This window comes from Massilia oculi (assembly GCF_017582745.1).
GTDB lineage: Bacteria > Pseudomonadota > Gammaproteobacteria > Burkholderiales > Burkholderiaceae_D > Telluria > Telluria oculi_A.
This window is the reverse complement of record NZ_JAFVIM010000010.1, coordinates 144,004-162,937: the sequence shown is the minus strand read 5'-3', so window position 1 is coordinate 162,937 and position 18,934 is coordinate 144,004. Positions and strand designations below refer to the sequence as shown.

General features: G+C 63.8%; 17 protein-coding genes. 1 reads left to right on the top strand and 16 read right to left on the bottom strand.

Annotated features, from left to right (window positions below):
• Positions 1 to 201: 201 nt before the first annotated feature.
• A complete protein-coding gene (locus J3U95_RS13865; protein ID WP_005665771.1) occupies positions 202 to 615 on the top strand; it encodes a T6SS immunity protein Tdi1 domain-containing protein in 414 nt (137 codons plus the stop codon).
• On the opposite strand, the gene J3U95_RS13860 is transcribed toward J3U95_RS13865, so the two are convergent.
• From J3U95_RS13860 to J3U95_RS13785, 16 genes are all read right to left on the bottom strand, one after another.
• Positions 612 to 1,514, bottom strand: a complete 903-nt coding sequence (locus J3U95_RS13860; protein WP_208279159.1) for a DNA-3-methyladenine glycosylase family protein — start codon at positions 1,512 to 1,514, stop codon at positions 612 to 614. The genes J3U95_RS13865 and J3U95_RS13860 overlap by 4 nt on opposite strands.
• Positions 1,514 to 2,422: a DMT family transporter gene (locus tag J3U95_RS13855; protein WP_229519830.1), complete on the bottom strand. Its 909-nt coding sequence runs from the start codon at positions 2,420 to 2,422 to the stop codon at positions 1,514 to 1,516. Before J3U95_RS13855 ends, J3U95_RS13860 begins: the two co-directional genes overlap by 1 nt.
• 96 nt (positions 2,423 to 2,518) lie before the next feature.
• Positions 2,519 to 3,514 (bottom strand): XdhC family protein, encoded by a 996-nt coding sequence (locus J3U95_RS13850; RefSeq protein WP_208279158.1) that lies wholly within the window; start codon positions 3,512 to 3,514, stop codon positions 2,519 to 2,521.
• 115 nt (positions 3,515 to 3,629) lie between these two features.
• The gene (locus J3U95_RS13845; protein WP_208279157.1) at positions 3,630 to 4,721 is read right to left on the bottom strand and encodes a M48 family metallopeptidase; all 1,092 of its coding nucleotides are present in this window, start codon (positions 4,719 to 4,721) and stop codon (positions 3,630 to 3,632) included.
• A gap of 12 nt (positions 4,722 to 4,733) precedes the next feature.
• Positions 4,734 to 5,183: a dUTP diphosphatase gene (gene dut, locus J3U95_RS13840; protein WP_208279156.1), complete on the bottom strand. Its 450-nt coding sequence runs from the start codon at positions 5,181 to 5,183 to the stop codon at positions 4,734 to 4,736.
• Positions 5,184 to 5,202: 19 nt separating this feature from the next.
• Positions 5,203 to 6,423, bottom strand: coding sequence for a bifunctional phosphopantothenoylcysteine decarboxylase/phosphopantothenate--cysteine ligase CoaBC (coaBC, locus tag J3U95_RS13835; RefSeq protein WP_208279155.1), 1,221 nt, complete (start codon positions 6,421 to 6,423; stop codon positions 5,203 to 5,205).
• A gap of 16 nt (positions 6,424 to 6,439) precedes the next feature.
• Complete coding sequence (gene lspA / locus J3U95_RS13830) at positions 6,440 to 6,979, bottom strand: signal peptidase II (RefSeq protein ID WP_208279154.1); 540 nt, start codon at positions 6,977 to 6,979, stop codon at positions 6,440 to 6,442.
• Positions 6,980 to 7,060: 81 nt separating this feature from the next.
• Positions 7,061 to 9,946 carry an isoleucine--tRNA ligase gene (gene ileS / locus J3U95_RS13825; RefSeq protein WP_208279153.1) on the bottom strand — a complete coding sequence of 962 codons (2,886 nt, stop codon included), beginning with the start codon at positions 9,944 to 9,946 and terminating at the stop codon, positions 7,061 to 7,063.
• 98 nt (positions 9,947 to 10,044) lie between these two features.
• A complete protein-coding gene (locus J3U95_RS13820; protein ID WP_208279152.1) occupies positions 10,045 to 11,016 on the bottom strand; it encodes a bifunctional riboflavin kinase/FAD synthetase in 972 nt (323 codons plus the stop codon).
• Between the two features lie 189 nt (positions 11,017 to 11,205).
• Positions 11,206 to 12,435: a tetratricopeptide repeat protein gene (locus J3U95_RS13815; protein WP_208279151.1), complete on the bottom strand. Its 1,230-nt coding sequence runs from the start codon at positions 12,433 to 12,435 to the stop codon at positions 11,206 to 11,208.
• A 69-nt stretch (positions 12,436 to 12,504) separates the two neighbouring features.
• A complete protein-coding gene (locus J3U95_RS13810) occupies positions 12,505 to 12,939 on the bottom strand; it encodes an ExbD/TolR family protein (protein ID WP_205289005.1) in 435 nt (144 codons plus the stop codon).
• A gap of 75 nt (positions 12,940 to 13,014) precedes the next feature.
• On the bottom strand, positions 13,015 to 13,434 hold the full coding sequence (locus J3U95_RS13805; protein WP_208279150.1) for an ExbD/TolR family protein: 420 nt from the start codon (positions 13,432 to 13,434) through the stop codon (positions 13,015 to 13,017).
• 3 nt (positions 13,435 to 13,437) lie between these two features.
• Positions 13,438 to 14,379, bottom strand: coding sequence for a MotA/TolQ/ExbB proton channel family protein (locus J3U95_RS13800; protein WP_205289006.1), 942 nt, complete (start codon positions 14,377 to 14,379; stop codon positions 13,438 to 13,440).
• An 84-nt stretch (positions 14,380 to 14,463) separates the two neighbouring features.
• Positions 14,464 to 15,126 carry an energy transducer TonB gene (locus J3U95_RS13795; RefSeq protein WP_005665793.1) on the bottom strand — a complete coding sequence of 221 codons (663 nt, stop codon included), beginning with the start codon at positions 15,124 to 15,126 and terminating at the stop codon, positions 14,464 to 14,466.
• 901 nt (positions 15,127 to 16,027) lie between these two features.
• On the bottom strand, positions 16,028 to 17,554 hold the full coding sequence (locus J3U95_RS13790; RefSeq protein WP_208279149.1) for a SpoVR family protein: 1,527 nt from the start codon (positions 17,552 to 17,554) through the stop codon (positions 16,028 to 16,030).
• Between the two features lie 36 nt (positions 17,555 to 17,590).
• Entirely contained in the window at positions 17,591 to 18,862 is a 1,272-nt protein-coding gene (locus tag J3U95_RS13785; RefSeq protein ID WP_208279148.1) for a YeaH/YhbH family protein, read from the bottom strand.
• Positions 18,863 to 18,934 lie beyond the last annotated feature (72 nt).

Here is an 18,934-nt window from a genome sequence, read left to right as displayed (position 1 = left end):
AAGCCGCTGATTCGCAAGAGTCAGCGGCTTTTCCGTTTTTCAGGCCGGCTTTTTCGGGTCCGGCAACTCCCTTTCCCGGTTTTAACGGGCTCGACGCAGGTCAAATCCGCTCGCCTCTGCTGCAATGCACACGAGGCCGCCCTGTCCAACCCTGCGAACCGCCGCGCGCGTGCGCCATGGCGACATTCAGGGGCGATGACCATGATCGATGTAGACGACATCAACGAGGCCTGGGGCTGGGTCGGCATGAGCGCCGTCGAAGTTCTCGGGGCCAATGCCTTCGGCAACCTCATCATCCGTGACGAGGACGACCATTTCTGGTGCCTGCGTCCGCAAGAACTGGTCTGCGAGCCGCTGGCGCGCAGCCGCGCCGCGCTCGATGCGCTGGCCTACAACCAGGATTTCCTCAACGACTGGTATATGCCCGAGGCGGTGCGCCTGGCCGAAGCCGCGCTGGGGCCGCTGACCGAGGGGCGCAAATACTGTCTCAAGATTCCCAGCGCGCTGGGCGGGCACTACGGCTGCGACAACCTGGCCACCGTGCCGCTGGCCGAGCTCATCCGGTTCTCGGGCGAGGGCGCGCAGCAGTTCGACGGCTTGCCGCGCTGGAACTAGGTTCCGTTGGTTGCCGCCTTTTCGGCCAGGCTCGCCCATAGATAGGCGGCCGCCATCGTGCGGTGTGGCGCATAGCGAGCCAGCAGGCGCTGGGCTTCGGCCAGGGTCGGTCGCTGGGCGCTGCCGGTCAGGTTGTGCAGCGCGGTGCGCACGGCCACGTCGCCTTCGAGCGAACAATCCGTATAGCCATAGCCGCGCAGCAGCACATAATTGACGGTCCAGGGGCCGATGCCCTTGATTGCCAGCAATTCCTGGCTCACCTCGGCGGCGTCGCGGCTGCGGTCGAGCGCCAGGCTGCCGTCGACCGCCATGCGCGCCACGCGCAGCACGGTCTCGGCCTTCGCGCCCGAGAACTTGCGGCTGGTCAGGTCCTCCAGTGCGAGGCGGGCGACGTCGGGTGCTTCCGGATAGCACCACAAGCCACTTGAATGCGGGCGGCCGGCCAGCTTGATCAATGTGCGGCGCAGGGCGATCGCGAAAGTCAGGTTGATCTGCTGGCCGATGATGGCCCAGGTGAGCGCTTCGAACACGGTGGCCGACTGCACGATGCGCAGGCCGGGCTGGCGCGCCAGTATGGGGCCGAGCACGGGATCGTCGTGGGCGGAGGCGGCGAAGGCGGCCGGGTCGATGCGCAGGCCCAGCACGTTCAGCAGCGCGTCCCGGGCCAGCGCATCGAGCGCGGGCGTGACCGACGGCGCGTCGAAGGCGATGCGGCAGCGGGCCACGTCGTCGTTGAAACGGATGTCGAGCAGGGTCGGCACGCCGTCCAGTAGCACGCCCTTGCGCAAGCCGTCCGGGCCGACCTGCTCGGCCAGGCCTTCGGCATCGCGGCCATGGAAGGCGACGACGTCGGCCACGCGGTAGCCCGACGGCAGGGCGATGTCCTGCGTCGTCTCCATTACTTGCCGCCAACCGGAGCCGCTGCGCGCCCGAACCGGGGGCGGAAGCCCGTCACCAGGGCGGTCCCGAGCAGCACGATGGCCGAGCCGGCGATCGTGTGCCAGCCGATGGCTTCGTGCAGGAACAGCGCGCCCCACAGGATGCCGAACAGGGGATTGAGGAAGGTGACGGTGAGCGCCGAGGTGGTGCCGACTTCCTCGATCAATTTGAAATAGATGATGTAGGCGATGCCGCTGCAGACCACGCCCAGCGCCAGCACGGCGGCCATGACGCCCAGCGTCGGCTCGCCCGGCGCCGGGAAGAAGAACACCAGCGGCAGCACCAGGATGGCGGCCGCCCACATCGAGCCATGGGCGTTGGCGAACGGCGCCACCGCCGGAGCCGACTTGGCGTACTGGCTGGCGACGCTGTAGCTGAACGCCGCGACCAAGGCCGCAGCGACGGCGATGCCGGCGCCGGGCCGTTCGGCCACGTGGTCGAAGCCGACCAGCAAGGTCACGCCGCAGGTGCCGAGCAGCAGGCCGAGCGCGCTGCGCCCGGACACCTTCTGGCGCGCCCAGACGGCGCCGACCAGCGCGCCCCACATCGGCGCGGTGGCGTTCAGCACCGACAGCACCGAGGCCGACAGGGTGCGCGCGGCAAAGGCGAACAGCAGGAAGGGCAGGGCCGAATTGAACAGGCCGAGGATCAGGTAATGCTTCCAGTGGCGGCGCACGTCGAGCGGGGCGCCCTTGCCGCGCAGGTGGAACACCCAGGCCACCAGCGCCAGGAACAGGGCGGCGAAGCCGACCCGGTATTCGATCAGCACCGCCGGTCCGAGCACGGGCGCGGCGATGCGCATGAAAAGGAAGGAGCCGCCCCAGATGGCGGCCAGCGCCACCAGGCGCAGCATGTTCGCGGTGTTCATTGATAAAAAAAGATGGCCCGTCCGATAACAGGCCATTGTGGCAGGACCGGCGCTTTCGTGCCAGCCGATCCTTGCTTTTGAATTGGCGCTACCGATTCAGGCCGCGCTGGCCAGCGTCAGCGCCGCCGCGTGCGGCACCAGCATCTGCTGCGGCACCGCGTTCTTCACGGCCGTCATTTCGGCCATGATCGAGATCGCGATCTCGGCCGGCGTCTTGCTGCCGATGTAGATGCCGATCGGGCCGTGCAGGCGCGCCAGTTCGGCGTCGGTGAGGTCGAACAGCTTGAGGCGCTCGCGCCGCTTGGCGTTGTTGGCGCGCGAGCCGATGGCGCCGACGTAGAAGGCGTCGGACTTGAGCGCTTCCATCAGCGCCAGGTCGTCCAGCTTGGGATCGTGGGTCAGCGCCACCACGGCGCTGCGCGCATCGAGCTTGGCCTCGATCACCAGGTCGTCGGGCATCGCATGCACCAGGCTCACGCCGGGAATCGAAAAGCCGCTGCGGTATTCCTCGCGCGGATCGCACACGGTGACGCGGTAATCCATGCCTGCCGCGATCGTGGCCAGGAAGCGCGACAGCGGGCCGGCGCCGATGATGTACAGGCGCCAGCGCGGGCCGTGCAGGGTATGCAGCACGCCATCCTCGATGCGCTGGATGGCGCTGGCCTGCGCCTGCTCGAGGGTGACCGCGCCGCTGGCCAGGTGCACGCGGCGCTCGACCAGCTCGCCGCCATCCAGGCGCGCCAGCAGTTCGGGAATGCGGCTCTCGGTCGACAGCGGCTCGATCGCCAGCTCAATGGTGCCGCCGCAGGGCAGGCCGAAGCGATGCGCCTCGTCGGCACTGATGCCGTAGCTGATGATCTCGGGGAGGGTGATCTCGATGCCGTTGTCGCGCACGCGGGCGATCAGGTCGTCCTCGATGCAGCCGCCGGAAACCGAGCCGACCACCTGGCCGTCCTCGCAGATGGCGAGCGTGGCGCCGACCGGGCGCGGGCTCGAGCCCCAGGTCTTGATCACCGTGACCAGCTGGCAGCGCTGGCCGCCAGCAAGCCAGGCGGCGCAGGTTTTCAGTACGTCGAGGTCGATGCTGTCCATGGTGTGCTCTCCGCCATATGCGGGGTAGATACAAGATGGACAATCATACAAAAAAAGTGCGGAGGGCGCTGGAGCGGACGTGCGCGGCATGGAAGCGCCGCGCACGCCGGGAGGGTCAAGGCACCAGCGGTTTCTTGCCGCTCTGCTTGGCCTTCACCTCGGCCACCGTCTTGTCGATCGCCGCGATCCGCTGCGTGGTCGACGGATGGTTGGCCGTGTAGCCGTTGAGGATGCGGGCCGGGTAGGTGGCCGCCAGGCGCTTCCAGAAGGCGGACGCGCCCTCGATGCGGTAGCCGGCGCGCGCCACCAGGTAGATGGCCAGGCGGTCGGCCGCCACGTCGTCGGCCACCGGCATGGCCTTGATGCCGCCGCTGCCGATCAGCATCGAGGTGTCGGGCGTGATCGCGGTGAGGTTGTCGATGATGCTGCCGATGGTGGCGGCGTTGCGCTGCGTGGCCGCGTGGCCCAGCATATTGTGCGCCATCGTGCGCGCCACGACGTAGGCCAGTTCGTCGTCGTTCTGGGCGAAGCCCAGCATGCCCCGGGTGACCATCACGCGCGAGCCGTCGGCGTAGGCGTTGATGTTGTCGGCGTTGCCCAGTTCGATCGCGAATGCGCAGGCGCGGGTGACCGGGATGGTCAGGTCGCGCTGGTTGCCGTTGCGCTCGATCGTCAGCGGCAGGCTGGCCTGCTTCGACATGATCGGGCCGAACACGGCGCCGGCCTGGGACAGGGCGTTCGGGCCCTCGGGCAATGGCGTGCCGCCGGCCGCCAGCAGGCGGTCGCCCTGGCGCAGGCCGGCGCGCGCCGCGCCGCTGCCATTCAAGACGTTGGTGACCTGCAGGCGCTCGCCCATGCCCAGCACCACCCAGGCAGCCTCGTTGTACTGGCCCGGATAGGTGTAGCGGTTCTTGGCCGTGAAGCCCAGCAGGTTGCGCGCGTGCTTGGTGCACAGCTGCGCGTTGTCGATCAGGAGGGGGGCCGCGATCCGGTACAGGCGGTCGTGCTGGGTCGCCATGCGGGTGAGCGTGTCGGCCGCCGCCGCCATCTGCGGCGTGACCGGCGGCTTGCCCGGGACCTGCTCCGGGATCACGCCCGGGGTGGTCGACGATTGCATGGGGCCCGGCGTGCTGCAGGCCGCGAGCAGGGCCGCGGTGGCGGCAACCAGCGCAGCGGACGTGAAGCGTTGAAGACGGTTAGGGATCATGGTCCTCCTCTGTTATTGTTTGCCGGTGCTGCCAAATCCTCCGGCGCCACGGTCGCTCGATGCGAACTCCTCCACCACATTGAAGCCGACCTGCAGCACCGGCACGACGATCAGCTGCGCCAGGCGGTCCATCGGCTGCAGCACGAAGGTGGCGGCGCCGCGGTTCCAGGTGGAGACCATCAGCTGGCCCTGGTAATCGGAGTCGATCAAGCCTACCAGATTGCCCAGAACGATGCCGCTCTTATGGCCGAGCCCACTGCGCGGCAGGATCATGGCGGCGTAGCCCGGATCGCCGATGTGGATGGCGAGACCGGTCGGCACCAGCACCGTCTGGCCAGGCTCGATGGTGAGCGGCGCATCGAGGCAGGCGCGCAGGTCGAGGCCCGCGCTGCCCGGCGTGCCGTAGGCCGGCAGCAGGTCTTTCATGCGCGGGTCGAGGATTTTAAGATCGATATTCTTCATCTGATACTTGTTATGTGTTTTAGGTAAGCAGGGAGCGCTGCTCGAGTCGCTTGGCGATCTCGGACACCAGCTGGCGCGCCAGCGTCAGCTTGTCGGCCCGCTCGAGCACCGTGTGGCCGTTCTCGTCGAACAGGATCACGGTATTGTCATCCTGCCCGAAAGTCTGGTGGCCGATATTGCCCACCAACAGAGGGATGCCTTTCTTTTCGCGCTTGGCGGCGCCGTACTGTTCCAGCTGCTCGGATTCGGCCGCGAAGCCCACGCAGTAGGGCCAGCCGGACAGCGACACCTTGTTCGCCACCGCGGCCAGGATGTCGGCGTTCTGCGCGAACTCCAGCTGGGGCGGCGCGCCGTCCGCCGTCTTCTTGATCTTCTGGTCGCTGGCGTTGGCCACGCGCCAGTCGGCCACCGCCGCCACGCCGATGAACACGTGCTGGCCTTCCACGCCCGCCATCACGGCGTCGTGCATCTGCTGCGCGGTCAGCACGTCGATGCGGCGCACGCCATGCGGCGTGGGCAGCGACACCGGGCCCGAGACCAGGGTCACCTCGGCGCCGGCTTCGCGCGCCGCGCGCGCCAGCGCATAGCCCATCTTGCCCGACGACAGATTGGTGATGCCGCGCACCGGATCGATCGGCTCGAAGGTCGGGCCGGCCGTGATCAGCACGCGCCGTCCCGCCAGCACCTTGTGCTGGAACGAGGCGATCAGTTCTTCGACCAGCTCCTCGGCTTCGAGCATGCGGCCCAGGCCCGTCTCGCCACAGGCCTGCGAGCCGCAGCCGGGACCGAACAGGCAAATGCCGTCCTCACGCAGCTGGGCGACGTTGCGCTGGGTGGCGGGGTTTTCCCACATCTCGACGTTCATCGCCGGCGCCACGTGCAGCGGCACGTGGCGCGGCCGCGCCACGCAGAGCGTCGACAGCAGGTCGTCGGCCGCGCCGTGCGCGAGTTTACGCATGAAGTCGGCCGAGCAGGGCGCGATCAGGATCGCGTCCGCATTGCGGGTCAGGTCGATGTGGGCCATATTGTTGGCCATGCGCGCGTCCCACTGGTCCAGGTAGACCGGCTGGCCGGAGAGGGCCTGCATGGTGACCGCGCCGATGAAGTGCGTGGCGGCCTCGGTCATCACCACCTGCACGCTGGCGCCCTGCTTGACCAGGGCGCGACACAGTTCGGCCGCCTTGTAGCAGGCCACGCCACCGGTCAGGCCGAGGACGATGCGCTTGCCTTTCAGCTCCATGTTCAAGCTCCTTGCGTTAAGACTTGTTCACCCGGCGCAGCTCGTCGAGGACGAACAGCACCGCACCCACCGAGATGCCGATGTCGGCGATGTTAAAGGCCGGGAAGTGGCCCAGGCCGGTCCAGTAGAAATCGAGGAAGTCGATCACGTGGCCGTGCACCACGCGGTCGATGCCGTTGCCGATCGCGCCCGCCATGATCAGGGCGAGGGCGAAGCAGAACAGGCGCTGGTTCGCGTTCTTCGACATCATATATACGCAGAACACCACGGCGGCGATCGCGATCCCCAGGAACAGCCAGCGCTGCCAGCCGCTGGCGTCGCCCAGGAAGCTGAAGGCGGCGCCCGGGTTGTACACCTTGATCAGGTTGAAGAAGCCCGTGATCGGCAGCGTCTCGGCATAGGCGAAGGTGCGTTCGACGGTGATCTTGGTGACCTGGTCGAGCAGGACGATGATCAGGGACAGGCCGATCCAGGGGAACAGGCTGGCCTTGCTGCTGGTGACGAGGGTCGGGCTGGACTTCGGGCCTGCTGCGATGGGTTTCTTTTTGGTTGCCATGGTGTGTGGTGTCGGTACGCGCCACGCCGCCCGGGAGGCGGCATGGCGGAAAAACCCGTGGGTCGATCGACCCGCGGGAGCTTAGGCGTAGCGGCGCTTCTCGCCGGCGCCGAACAGGTTGCTGGTGCAGCGCCCGCACAGGGTCGGATGCGCGTGGTCGTGGCCGACGTCGCGGCGGTAGTGCCAGCAGCGCTCGCACTTCTCTGCGCCGGACGGCACCACTTCCACCGCTTCGTCGGCTTCGCTTGCCACTTCGCTGACGGTCGCCTGCGAGGTGATGAAGACGAACTTCAGGTCGTCATCCAGGCTTGCCAGCGCACGGTACTTGTCGCCCGCGGCCTTGATCGCCAGCTCGGCCTGCAGCGAGGAACCGATGGCGCCCGAGGCGCGCACTTCTTCCAGCTGCTTGGTGACGTCGGTGCGGACCTGGCGCAGCAGCGCATATTTCGCCAGCAGGGCCTCGGCATCGGGCAGTTCCGGGAAGGTCCACAGCGTCTGGGTGAAGATGGTTTCGTCGCTGGCGGCGAAAGCCTCGGCGCCGGCGAACTTTTCCCACGCTTCTTCCGCGGTGAACGACAGGATCGGCGCCATCACGCGCAGCAGCGAGTGGGCGATGTGCCACAGCGCGGTCTGCGCCGAGCGGCGCGCCTGCGATTCCACACCCGTCGTGTACAGGCGGTCCTTCAGGATGTCGAGGTAGAAGCCGCCCAGGTCTTCCGAGCAGTAGTTCTGCAGGCGCGACACGACTGGATGGAATTCGTAGCGCTCGAAGTGGCTCGCTACGTCGTTCTGCAGCTGCGCCATCGAAGCGATCGCATAGCGGTCGATCTCGAGCAGCTCGGCCATCGGCACTGCATGTTGCGCCGGGTCGAAGTCCGAGGTGTTCGCCAGCAGGAAGCGCAGCGTGTTGCGGATGCGGCGGTACGACTCGGTCACGCGCTTGAGGATCTCTTCGCCGATCGACAGCTCGCCGGTGTAGTCGGTCGAGGCCACCCACAGGCGCAGGATGTCTGCGCCGAGGGTGTCCGAGATCTTCTGCGGCGCCATCGTATTGCCGAGCGACTTGGACATCTTCTTGCCGTTCTCGTCGACGGTGAAGCCGTGGGTCAGCAGCGCCTTGTAGGGCGGTTCGCCATTGAGCATCGACGAGGTCAGGAGCGAGGAGTGGAACCAGCCGCGGTGCTGGTCCGAACCTTCCAGGTACAGGTCGGCCGGGAAGCTCGACTGCGCCTTGTGCGAGCCGCGCAGCACGGTCTGGTGGGTGCTGCCCGAATCGAACCAGACGTCCAGCGTGTCCTTGTTCTTCTCAAAGATGGCGGCGTCCTCGCCCAGCAGGGTGGCCGGGTCGAGATTGTGCCAGGCGTCGATGCCGCCGGCTTCGATCAGCTTGGCCACCTGCTCCAGCAGTTCCGGGGTGCGTGGATGCAGCTCGCCGGTTTCCTTGTGCACGAAGAAGGCCATCGGCACGCCCCACTGGCGCTGGCGCGACAGGGTCCAGTCCGGACGGTTCTCGATCATGCCGTGCAGGCGCGCCTGGCCCCAGTCCGGGAAGAACTGCGTCTTTTCGATGCCGGCCAGCGCGGTCTGGCGCAGGGTGGCGCCGCCGTCCTTCGGCACGACGTCCATGCCGGCGAACCACTGGTTGGTGGCGCGGTAGACGATCGGGGTTTTATGGCGCCAGCAGTGCATGTAGCTGTGGTCGAACATCTTCAGTTCGAACAGGGCCTCGGCGTCGGTCAGTGCCGCGCAGATCGGTTTGCTCGCTTCCCAGATGGTCATGCCGCCGAACAGCGGCAGGGTCGAGGCGAAGCGGCCGTCGCCCATCACGGGTTTCAGCATCTCGTCGTCCCTCATGCCGTGCGCCTTGCACGACTGGAAGTCTTCCAGGCCGTAGGACGGGGCCGAGTGGACCACGCCGGTGCCGCTGTCGACGGTCACGTAGTCGGCCAGGTAGACCGGCGACAGGCGATCGTAGAAGGTGTCCTGCGCATGCAACGGGTGCTTGAAGCGGATGCCTTCGAGCTTGGCGCCGACGGTGGTGGCGATGACCGTGCCTTCCAGCTTGTAGCGGGCCAGCACCGACTCCACCAGCTCCGAACCCAGGATCAGCAATTGTGGCTGGCCGTCGCGCTCGACCTGCACCAGCGAATAGCCGACTTCCGGGCCCACGTTCAGGGCCTGGTTCGACGGGATGGTCCACGGGGTCGTGGTCCAGATGACGATGAAGCCCTTGTCGACCGGGAGTTTATCCAGGCCGAAGGCGGCGGCGATCTTGTCGTGCTCGTAGAAGGGGAAGCCGACGTCGATCGCCGGGTCGCGCTTGTCCTGGTATTCGACTTCGGCCTCGGCCAGCGCCGAACCGCAGTCGAAGCACCAGTTGACGGGCTTGAGGCCGCGATACACATAGCCTTTTTCCAGCAGGGTGCCGAGCGCGCGCAGCTCGTCGGCCTCATTGCTGTAGGCCATGGTCATATACGGGTTGTCCCACTCGCCCAGCACGCCCAGGCGGATGAAGCCGGCGCGCTGGCGGTCGATCTGCTCGAGCGCATAGGCGCGCGCCTTTTGCAGCACTTCGGCGGTCGGCAGGTTCTTGCCGTACAGTTTTTCGATCTGGATCTCGATCGGCATGCCGTGGCAATCCCAGCCTGGCACATAGGGCGCGTCGAAGCCGGCGATGGTGCGCGACTTGATCACCATGTCCTTGAGGATCTTGTTGACGGCGTGGCCCAGGTGGATGTCGCCGTTGGCGTACGGTGGACCGTCGTGCAGGATGAAGGTTGGACGACCGGCCGCGGCCTTGCGCACGCGCTCGTAGATTTTTTTATCCTGCCATTGCTTGACCCAGCCCGGCTCGCGCTTGGCGAGGTCGCCGCGCATCGGGAATGGGGTGTCGGTCATATTGACCGGGTATTTGCTTTCAGGCTTTTTCGCGCCTTTGGGCGAGTTGTTCTGTTTGGTATCGGACATAAGCTTCTTCTGGTAAGTGTTCGGTGTGCACAGCGGATGGCGCTGCGGCAGAGTCTGGTAAGGCGCTGCCGACCATCGCCAGGATGGCCGGAGCGCGCTCAAATTCGGTCGGTCGCCGTCAGCGCGCTGTTGCGGTGGGCGAAGAAGGCGCGCGCCCGGGCCGCGTCGTTGTCGATCGCGGCGGTGAGCGTGGCCAGGTCGTCGTATTTCTCTTCGTCGCGCAGCTTGGCCAGGAATTCCACGCGCACCAGCTTGCCGTAGCATTGCTGGGCATAGTCGAACACATGGACTTCAAGCAACATACGGCCGGCATCCTCGACGGTCGGACGCACGCCCAGGCTGGCCACGGCCGGCAGCGGCGCGTCCGCCAGGCCGTGCACCTGCACGACGAAAATGCCGGAGAGAGCAGGGCGGTGCGCCACCCGCAGGTTCATGGTGGGAAAGCCGAGCGTGCGGCCCAGCTTCTGGCCATGGATCACGTGGCCCGACATCGCATACGGATGGCCGAGCAGCTCCCTGGTACGGACGAAATCGCCTTCCAGCAGGGCGGCGCGGACGGCCGAGGACGAGATGCGCTGGTCGCCGTGCATGACGGCGTCGAGGGTGTGGACGTCGAAGCCGAACTCGCGGCCGGCCTCGACCAGCATCGCGATATCGCCCAGGCGCCGGGCGCCGAAGCGGAAATCGTCGCCGACCATCAGCCATTTGACGTGCAGGCCGTCGACCAGCACGCGCTCGATGAAGTCGCGCGGCGACATGGCGGCGAACTGTTCGTTGAAATGCTCGACTATCACGCGGTCGATGCCGGCCTGGTCGAGGTCTTCGAGCTTGTCGCGCAGGTTGGCGATGCGGGCCGGGGCGCGCGACAGGTCGCCGGATTTGCGGGCGAAGTATTCGCGCGGATGGGGTTCGAACGTCATCACGGCCGCTTCCAGGCCGAGCCCCGCGGCGGCGCTGCGCACGTGGGCCAGCAGGGCCTGGTGGCCGCGATGGACGCCGTCGAAATTGCCGATCGTGAGCGCGCAGGGCGCGCGCGCCCTGTCGTTGGGAAGTCCGCGAAATACCTTCATCAAATCTGGGTCCGGTTGCGCGCCGCGCTACGTTGGAGCGGCGCCAAAACCCTGATTATACGGTAAAGCGATTGTTGCACCGAGGCGATGACTATGCATCTACTCATCCACGCTATCGAATGGCGCAATAAAAAACGCCGCCCGCAGGCGGCGTTCCCTGGATCCCCGCCTGCGCGGGGACTGGCCCGATCAGGAGAGCGGGTTATTGATCGCCAGGATCCAGTAGCGGGCCAGTTCGGCGGTGCCGTCCTTGCCGCCCACGGTCTTGAGCGTGGCGATCGCTTGCTGCTTCTTGCCGGCAGCAGCGTAGGCTTCGCCCAGGCGCAGCTTGGCGTCTTCAGGGTTCTTCAGGCCGCCGGCCTTGATGGCCGCGTCCATCATCTTCAGACCCTTGTCGGCCTGGCCAGCCTGCACCAGTGCGTAACCCAGGCCGACCAGCGAGTCCTGGTCCTTGACCGAGGTGTGCTCGGCTTCCAGCGCAGCGAAGTTCTTGTTCTGCTCTGCCAGGTTCTTCTCGGCCAGGTCTTTCAGGCGCTGGTGACGCGCGGCGTCGCTGCCGGTGCCCAGGGCGCCGGCCTTGTAGCCCTTGTCGATGATCTTGATCGCTTCGGCCGGGGCTTTCGCCTGCAGCACCAGCTGGGCCATTTCCATGTACTCGCTCGGCTTCTTGAGCAGGTTATTGGCCAGTTTCAGGCGGTACACGTCGACGTTCAGGCGTTGCGAGTAGCCTGGCTGACGCTGCACGCGGTTCAGCAGGTCGGTCCAGTACTGGGCCTTCGGATAGCTGGCGGCCAGCTTCTCGATGGTGCGGACGTAGCCGGCGGTATCGTTCTTCTTGAGCTGGATATTGGCCAGCATGCCGAGCTGGTCTTCGCTCAGGCGGCCGCTTTTCTCGATGGTGCGCAGTTCTTGCTCGAGCGCGGCGGTGTTGCCTTGCTTGTAATAGTTCTGCAGCAGGTAGGCGCGCAGCTTCGGATCGTCCTTCTGCTTGAGCAGGGTCTGGATCGTGCTGTTGGCTTTGTTCAGGTCGCCTGCGCGCATATAGATGCCCACCAGGCCTTCGGCGAATTGCGAACGCTCGTTGGCGCTCAGCTTGCCCGACGCGAGCAGGGCTTCGAAGGATTTGGCGGCGGTATCGTAATCGCCGGCCGACGAAGCCGCCCCGGCGCGCACGCGCTCGATCAGGTAGCTCTCATTGGCGGTCTTGTTGCCCACCTTGTCCAGTCCGCGCAGGGTAGCCAGTGCCTCCTTGTGCTTGCCCTGTTTCATCTGGGCCTGGGCTTGCTGCAGCGGTTTGCCAATCTCCGGGCGCATCGCTTCCTGCGCGACGGCGGAAGACAGGCCGATTACCGGGGTGAGCGCGGTAAAGCCCAGAGCGGCCATTGCAAGGCTGAGGTGAGCGAGACGGAACTTGATCATCTGAAAAATCCTTATTTCAAAATGGACACGGCAGGGATAGCCCTGCCGTGTTGGTCTAACATGGAACGATTACTGGAACTGCTCGTTACCGACCATGCCGATTTTGGTGACGCCGATACGCTGGGCGGATGCCATGACACCGGCAACTACCTTGTACTCTACCAGCTTATTCGGACGCAGGTGCACTTCAGGCTGGTCGGCCATGGCTGCAACGGCGTTCATCTTGGCTTCGAGCGTCGAGCGATCCGGGATCACTTCGCCATCCCAGAGGATGGTGCCGTCGAAGTCCACGTCGATCGTGATCACCACCGGTTTGATATCGCTTTGCGGCGGGTTACCAACTGGCATGTTCAGATTGACGGAGTGGTTTTGCTTCGGAATCGTGATAATCAGCATGATGATGAGAACGAGCAAGACGTCGATCAGCGGCGTCATGTTCATTTCCATCATCGGTTCCGGATCGGCTGCTGCTGCGGAGCCGCCTCCACCTACGTTCATACTCATGGGTGTGTCCTTATCTAATGTTGGGGAGAAGGTTACGGCGCCCGGCTCGAAAGCCAGGCGCCGCATGCTGGGCTATCAGCCCGGTGGCTCGATAACGAAGCCAACCTTCTGCACACCAGCACGTTGTGCCGTGTAAATGACTCGGCCGATCGCTTCGTAGCGGGTTTCCTGGTCGCCACGAACTTTCACCGCCGGTTGCGGCACCTTCACCGACTGCTCCGCGAGGAACTTGAACAGCTCGTCCGTATTCGCGAGGTGAGTCTGGTTGTAGTACATCTCGCCGTCTTTATTGACGGTGATATTCACATCTTCCGGCTTGGTCAGGGTGACCTGGTTCTCTTCTGCAGGCAGGGTCACTTTCTGCAGATTCAGCACCACCGGGCTAGTGATCAGGAAGATGATCAGAAGAACCAACATGATGTCAACGAGTGGCGTCGTGTTGATCTCTGAGTTCAGTGCATCTTCGCCTCCGTCGGAACCGACACTCATCGACATAGTTTATCCAATCTTTTTAGCTGCGGCAGCTGCGTTCGAGGTCGACATTGCGCCCGAGATCAGGACCGAGTGAACGTCAGCCGAGAACGAACGGATGTCTTCCAGGACGGTCTTGTTACGACGCACCAGCCAGTTGTAACCCAGAACGGCAGGAACTGCAACGAACAGACCGAAGGCGGTCATGATCAGTGCTTCACCGACTGGACCTGCGACCTTGTCGATCGATGCGTTACCCGACATGCCGATGGCGGTCAGTGCGTTGTAGATGCCCCAGACGGTACCGAACAGACCGATGAACGGCGAGGTCGAACCGACGGTTGCCAGGAACGACAGGCCGTCTTGCAGACGCGACTGGACGCGGTCCACTGCGCGCTGGATCTGCATGGTGACCCAGGTCGACAGGTCGATCTGCTCGAGCAGGGCGCCGTCGTGGTGCTGGGTTGCCTTGGTGCCGGTTTCAGCGATGAAGCGGAATGGCGAACCTTCTTTCAGCTGAGCCGAACCAGCAGCGATCGACGGTGCTTTCCAGAACTTGGCTTGCATGTCTTTCGACTGCTTCATGATCTTCTGCTGATCGATCAGCTTGGTGATGATGATGTACCACGAACCGATCGACATCAGCGACAGGATGATCAGGGTGCCCTTGTTGACGAAGTCGCCGTGTTCCCACATCGCTTGCAGGCCGTATGGGTTGTAGACTTCTTCGGTTTGCTCGCCACCTGGAGCAGCGGCTGGCGCGCCAGCGTCTGCAGGAGCGGCAGCAGCGTCTGCAGGAGCAGCAGCTGGGTCAACAGCTGGTGCTGCAGCGTCGGTCGCCGCCGGCGCAGCTGCGTCGGTTGCCGGGGTTTCTTGAGCGAAGGCAGGGGCCGAGACCAGAGCCGATGCTGCGGTTACCGACAACAGGACAGCCGCCAGGAAAGCGGACAAACGGGTATTCTTAAACATGCTTCCTCCAAAGATATTAAATAGACAGTTCGCTGAACTAATGACAACGACAATCAAAGTTTGAGACGGTGTTCTGCCTCGGTTTTATTCCAGCGTCCAGACGTACTGCACCGCTGTCCACGCCTGTTCCGGCTTGCCATCGATCATGGCGGGCTTGAATCGGCATTTGCTCAGAGCCGATTGCGCGGCCCGGTCCAAGTCACGGAAGCCACTCGACTTCGCCAGCTTGGCTTCCATCACACGACCATCGACACCGATCAGGAACTGCAGGGTCGTGGTACCGGTTTCTTCATTGCGTTGCGACGAACGCGGATATTCCGGACGTGCGCAAGTATTAAAGTCAGCGACTGCCTCGGTGCGGCTCGGGCCACGTGCCGGCGGCGCCGGCGGAGCCGGAGGAGCTGGCGGTGCCGGCGGAGCCAGCTGGGTGGTTGGCGGCGGCGTGTTGGTCGCGGTAGCGATCGTGTTTTGCGGTGGAGGCGGTTGCTGCACCTGCACTTCGACCGGCGGGATGAACGGCGGCGGCGGCGCTTTCATTTCTGGCGGCGGCGGCGGCGGCGGAGTTTCCGGCGGCGGCGGTGGTGCGGTCTCTTCAATCAGCTTGGTTTCCACAGCTTCGGTCACCGTGCTGACGATCCGGGTACCCAGGCCCGCCACCAGCGCCCATCCCACGATGATGTGAAGGATGACGACTACGATGAAGCCTGTGAAATTTTTCCCGGGTTGCTTCTCATTCGAAAAATTCATGCCATATTTCTCCAATACCAACTCTTTTTTGTTGCTACCAAACCCACTAAACACGACAAAAGGCTAGAGCCGCATCCGGGACATCGAAGAATTATACCTACGAATTCTTTTTTGCACATACATTTTTACAGCACCGAAAGGTGCGCTAACTACCTGTAAATGCAGGCAAACAAGCTCATCTATACAAGCCTGGCGAGGTCGTTTTCAGGGGTCCGGAAGGCCGGAAAATGTGTAGTTTTATGTATCGATTCTCCTCATCGCGTGGAAGATCAGTGCAGATTCGATATTTGCCAAATTTCTGACGTTAAATCAGCGGACTGGCAAATTTCATATGACTCCACAATGGTCTTTCTGCAAACAATAGTCTTATTCTCATCAGTACCCGGTTTCGCTGGATTGCCCTGGAAGCCGTCCGAGTGTACATACGGTATAGATAAAAGCGATACCCATTATTGCGTTTGAGCTGCCTCAACCGTACGCCATTCAACGACTTCGGATTGACAGGAATGAAAGCTGCGCGCCCCCACACCCTGCGAGACAAACTATATTACTTAGTTAGTGCTAGGTCCTTCACCGACAAATTGCCATGTCTTGGTTGTGACAGCGCTAACATGTGATGTCGGGAACATACCATGAAATCTGTATGTTGGCGATAGCAGATGAGCCTAATTGAACGTGCATAAGCAAGGCGCGTTGCTTGAGGGTCGTAGGGTTGGCGGCTAGCCGCCGACGCGGTGATGGTTTGCTGCTAAATCATTCGGCGCGAGATCGGCACCGATAACGGTCACTGTGTCGTTGGCGCAGCCGCCAACCCTACCCGGTATGCGTCCGTGGTTTGAAGGTGTGGGCGCGCCGCCGCAAAAACCGGCAGCGACCCACCACGCATAAGGCGTTCGGGAGGCTAGCGCCCGCGCTTCTCGCGCCGGCACTCGAGGAAGCTGACCACGTGCCCGGCCGGATCGGCCGTCTCCAGGCGCACGTCGAAGCCCCATAGCCGGGCCACGTGCTTGAGGACTTCTTGCGCCTGGCCGTTGAGCGGGCGGCGGTTGTATTGCGTGTGGCGCAGGGTCAGGGCGCGGTCGTCGCGTGTATTGACTTGCCAGACCTGGATGTTCGGCTCGCGGCTGCCCAGGTTGTACTGCTCGGCCAGCTTGTGGCGCACGTAGCGGTAGCCGGCCTCGTCGTGGATGGCCGAGATGGTCAGCTTGTCGCTGCGGTCGTCGTCCAGCACGGCGAAGAAATGGAAGTCGCGGATCAGCTTGGGCGACAGGTACTGGGCGATGAAGCTCTCGTCCTTGAAGTTGCGCATCGCGAAGTCGAGCGTCTTGAGCCAGTCGCTGCCGGCGATGTCGGGGAACCAGGTCCTGTCTTCGTCGGTCGGGTTTTCGCAGATGCGCCGGATGTCGGTCATCATCGCGAAACCGAGGGCATAGGGATTGATCCCGCTGTAATAGGGGCTATTGGCCGGCGGCTGGTAGACCACGTTGGTATGGCTTTGCAGGAACTCGAGCATGAAGCCGTCGCCGACGATCCCCTCTTTATACAGGTCTTGCAGGATCGTGTAGTGCCAGAAGGTGGCCCAGCCCTCGTTCATCACCTGGGTCTGGCGTTGCGGATAGAAATACTGCGAAATCTTGCGCGTGATCCGCACCAGTTCACGCTGCCAGGGCTCGAGCAGCGGCGCGTATTTCTCTATGAAATACAGCAGGTTCTCCTCGGGCTCGGGCGGGAAGCGGTGGGTCGGTGCATCCGCGGCCACCTGTTCCTCGCGCTGGGGCAGGGTGCGCCAGATCGAATTGACCTGGGATTGGGCGTATTCCTCGCGCTCCTTGGTGCGCGCCGCCTCTTGCGCCACCGACAGCTTGGCCGGCCGCTTATAGCGGTCGACGCCGTAGTTCTGCAGCGCATGGCAGGAATCGAGAAGCTCTTCGACCGCATCGATGCCGTAGCGCTGCTCGCATTCGGCGATATAGTTCTTGGCAAACACCATATAGTCGACGATGGCGTCGGCATCGGTCCAGCTGCGGAACAGGTAATTTCCCTTGAAGAAAGAATTGTGGCCGTAGGCGGCGTGGGCGATCACCAGCGCCTGCATCGTCAGGCTGTTTTCTTCCATCAGGTAGGCGATGCAGGGATTCGAGTTGATGACGATCTCGTAGGCCAGGCCCATCTGTCCGCGGCGGTAGCTCTTTTCGGTGCTCAGGAAATGCTTGCCGAACGACCAGTGGTTGTAGGACACCGGCATGCCTACCGAGGTATAGGCATCCATCATTTGCTCGGCGGTGATGATTTCGAGCTGGTTCGGATAGGTGTCCAGGCCGTAGCGCCTGGCCACCCGCTTGATTTCTTCGTGCGCCTGCTCGATCAGGTCGAAGGTCCACTCCGACTGTTCGGGCAGGGCGCGCGGATTGCTTGGATCTCTTGGCATGGGGCGCCTCGCTGTTGACTGCATCTGTTCTTCAGGCTATTTGGCCTGCTTCTTGAACAGTTCCCGAAATACCGGGTAGATGTCGGCCGGGGTCACGATCTTTTGCATCGCAAAATTGCGGTGCTGGGCGGCGACGTCGCAGTATTGTTCCCACAGGTTCTGCGGCGGGCCATCGGTGATCTCGACATAGGTGTAATACTGCACGCGCGGCATGATCGCGCTGGTAAGAATCTGCTTGCACAGCACCGAGTCGTTATCCCAGTTGTCGCCGTCCGAGGCTTGCGCCACGTAGGCGTTCCAGTCGGCGCTGCCGTAGCGCTCGGTGATCACTTTTTGCAGCAGGTGCAGGGCCGAGGACACGACGGTGCCGCCCGACTCGCGCGAATGGAAGAACTCGTTCTCGTCGACCTCGGCCGCCGCCGTGTGGTGGCGGATGAAGACGACGTCGATTTTCTCGTAGACCCGCTTGAGGAAGAGATACAGCAGGATGAAGAAGCGCTTGGCCGTATCCTTGCGTGTCTCGTCCATCGAGCCGGACACGTCCATAATGCAGAACATCACGGCCTGGGTGCTGGGCTTGGGGACCTTGATCCGGTTGGAGTAGCGCAGGTCGAACGGATCGATGAAGGGAATGGCGTTAAGACGGATGTGCAGGTGGTGGATGCGGTCCTTCAGCGCGACCACCTGTTCGTCGTCGGACGGCGCGCCCTGGTCGAGCAGCGCCTGCAGCGCCTCTTCTGCCTCGGCCAGCTGGCGCCGGGCTGGACCGCCGACGGCGATGCGGCGGCCCAGCGCGCCACGCAGCGAGCGCAGCACGTGGATGTTCGAGGGCGTGCCGGACACGTTGTAGCCGGCGCGCTGGTTCTTGTATTCGATGGTCTGGGTCAGCTGCGTCTTGACCATGTTCGGCAGCTCGAGATCCTCGAAGAAGTAATTCATGAATTCTTCGCGCGACAGCTCGAAGATGAAATCGTCTTCGACGGTCTGTTCGCTGTTGCCGGCGCGCCCGCGCCCGGCGCCGCCAGCGCCGCCGCGGGGGCGGTTGAACTGGTCGCCCTTTTGATACTCGGTATTGCCGGGGTTGACGGTTTCATACACGCCGCCATGGGCGTGGCCGAAATGCGGTTCGTTCACGTCCTTGACGGGAATGGTGACTTTTTCACCGTTCTCGATGTCGGTGATCGAGCGGCCCTTGATGGCGCGGCCGACAGCATCCTTGATCTGCGCCTTGTAGCGGCGCAGGAAACGTTCGCGGTTGACCGCTGACTTGTTCTTGCCCTGCAAGCGACGGTCGATGAGGTAAGTCAAAACAGGCCTCCTGCTCTTAATAAGCGCGGAACTGGCGACATGTAGCGCTTGTCGCTGGCGCTTTGGCGCCGT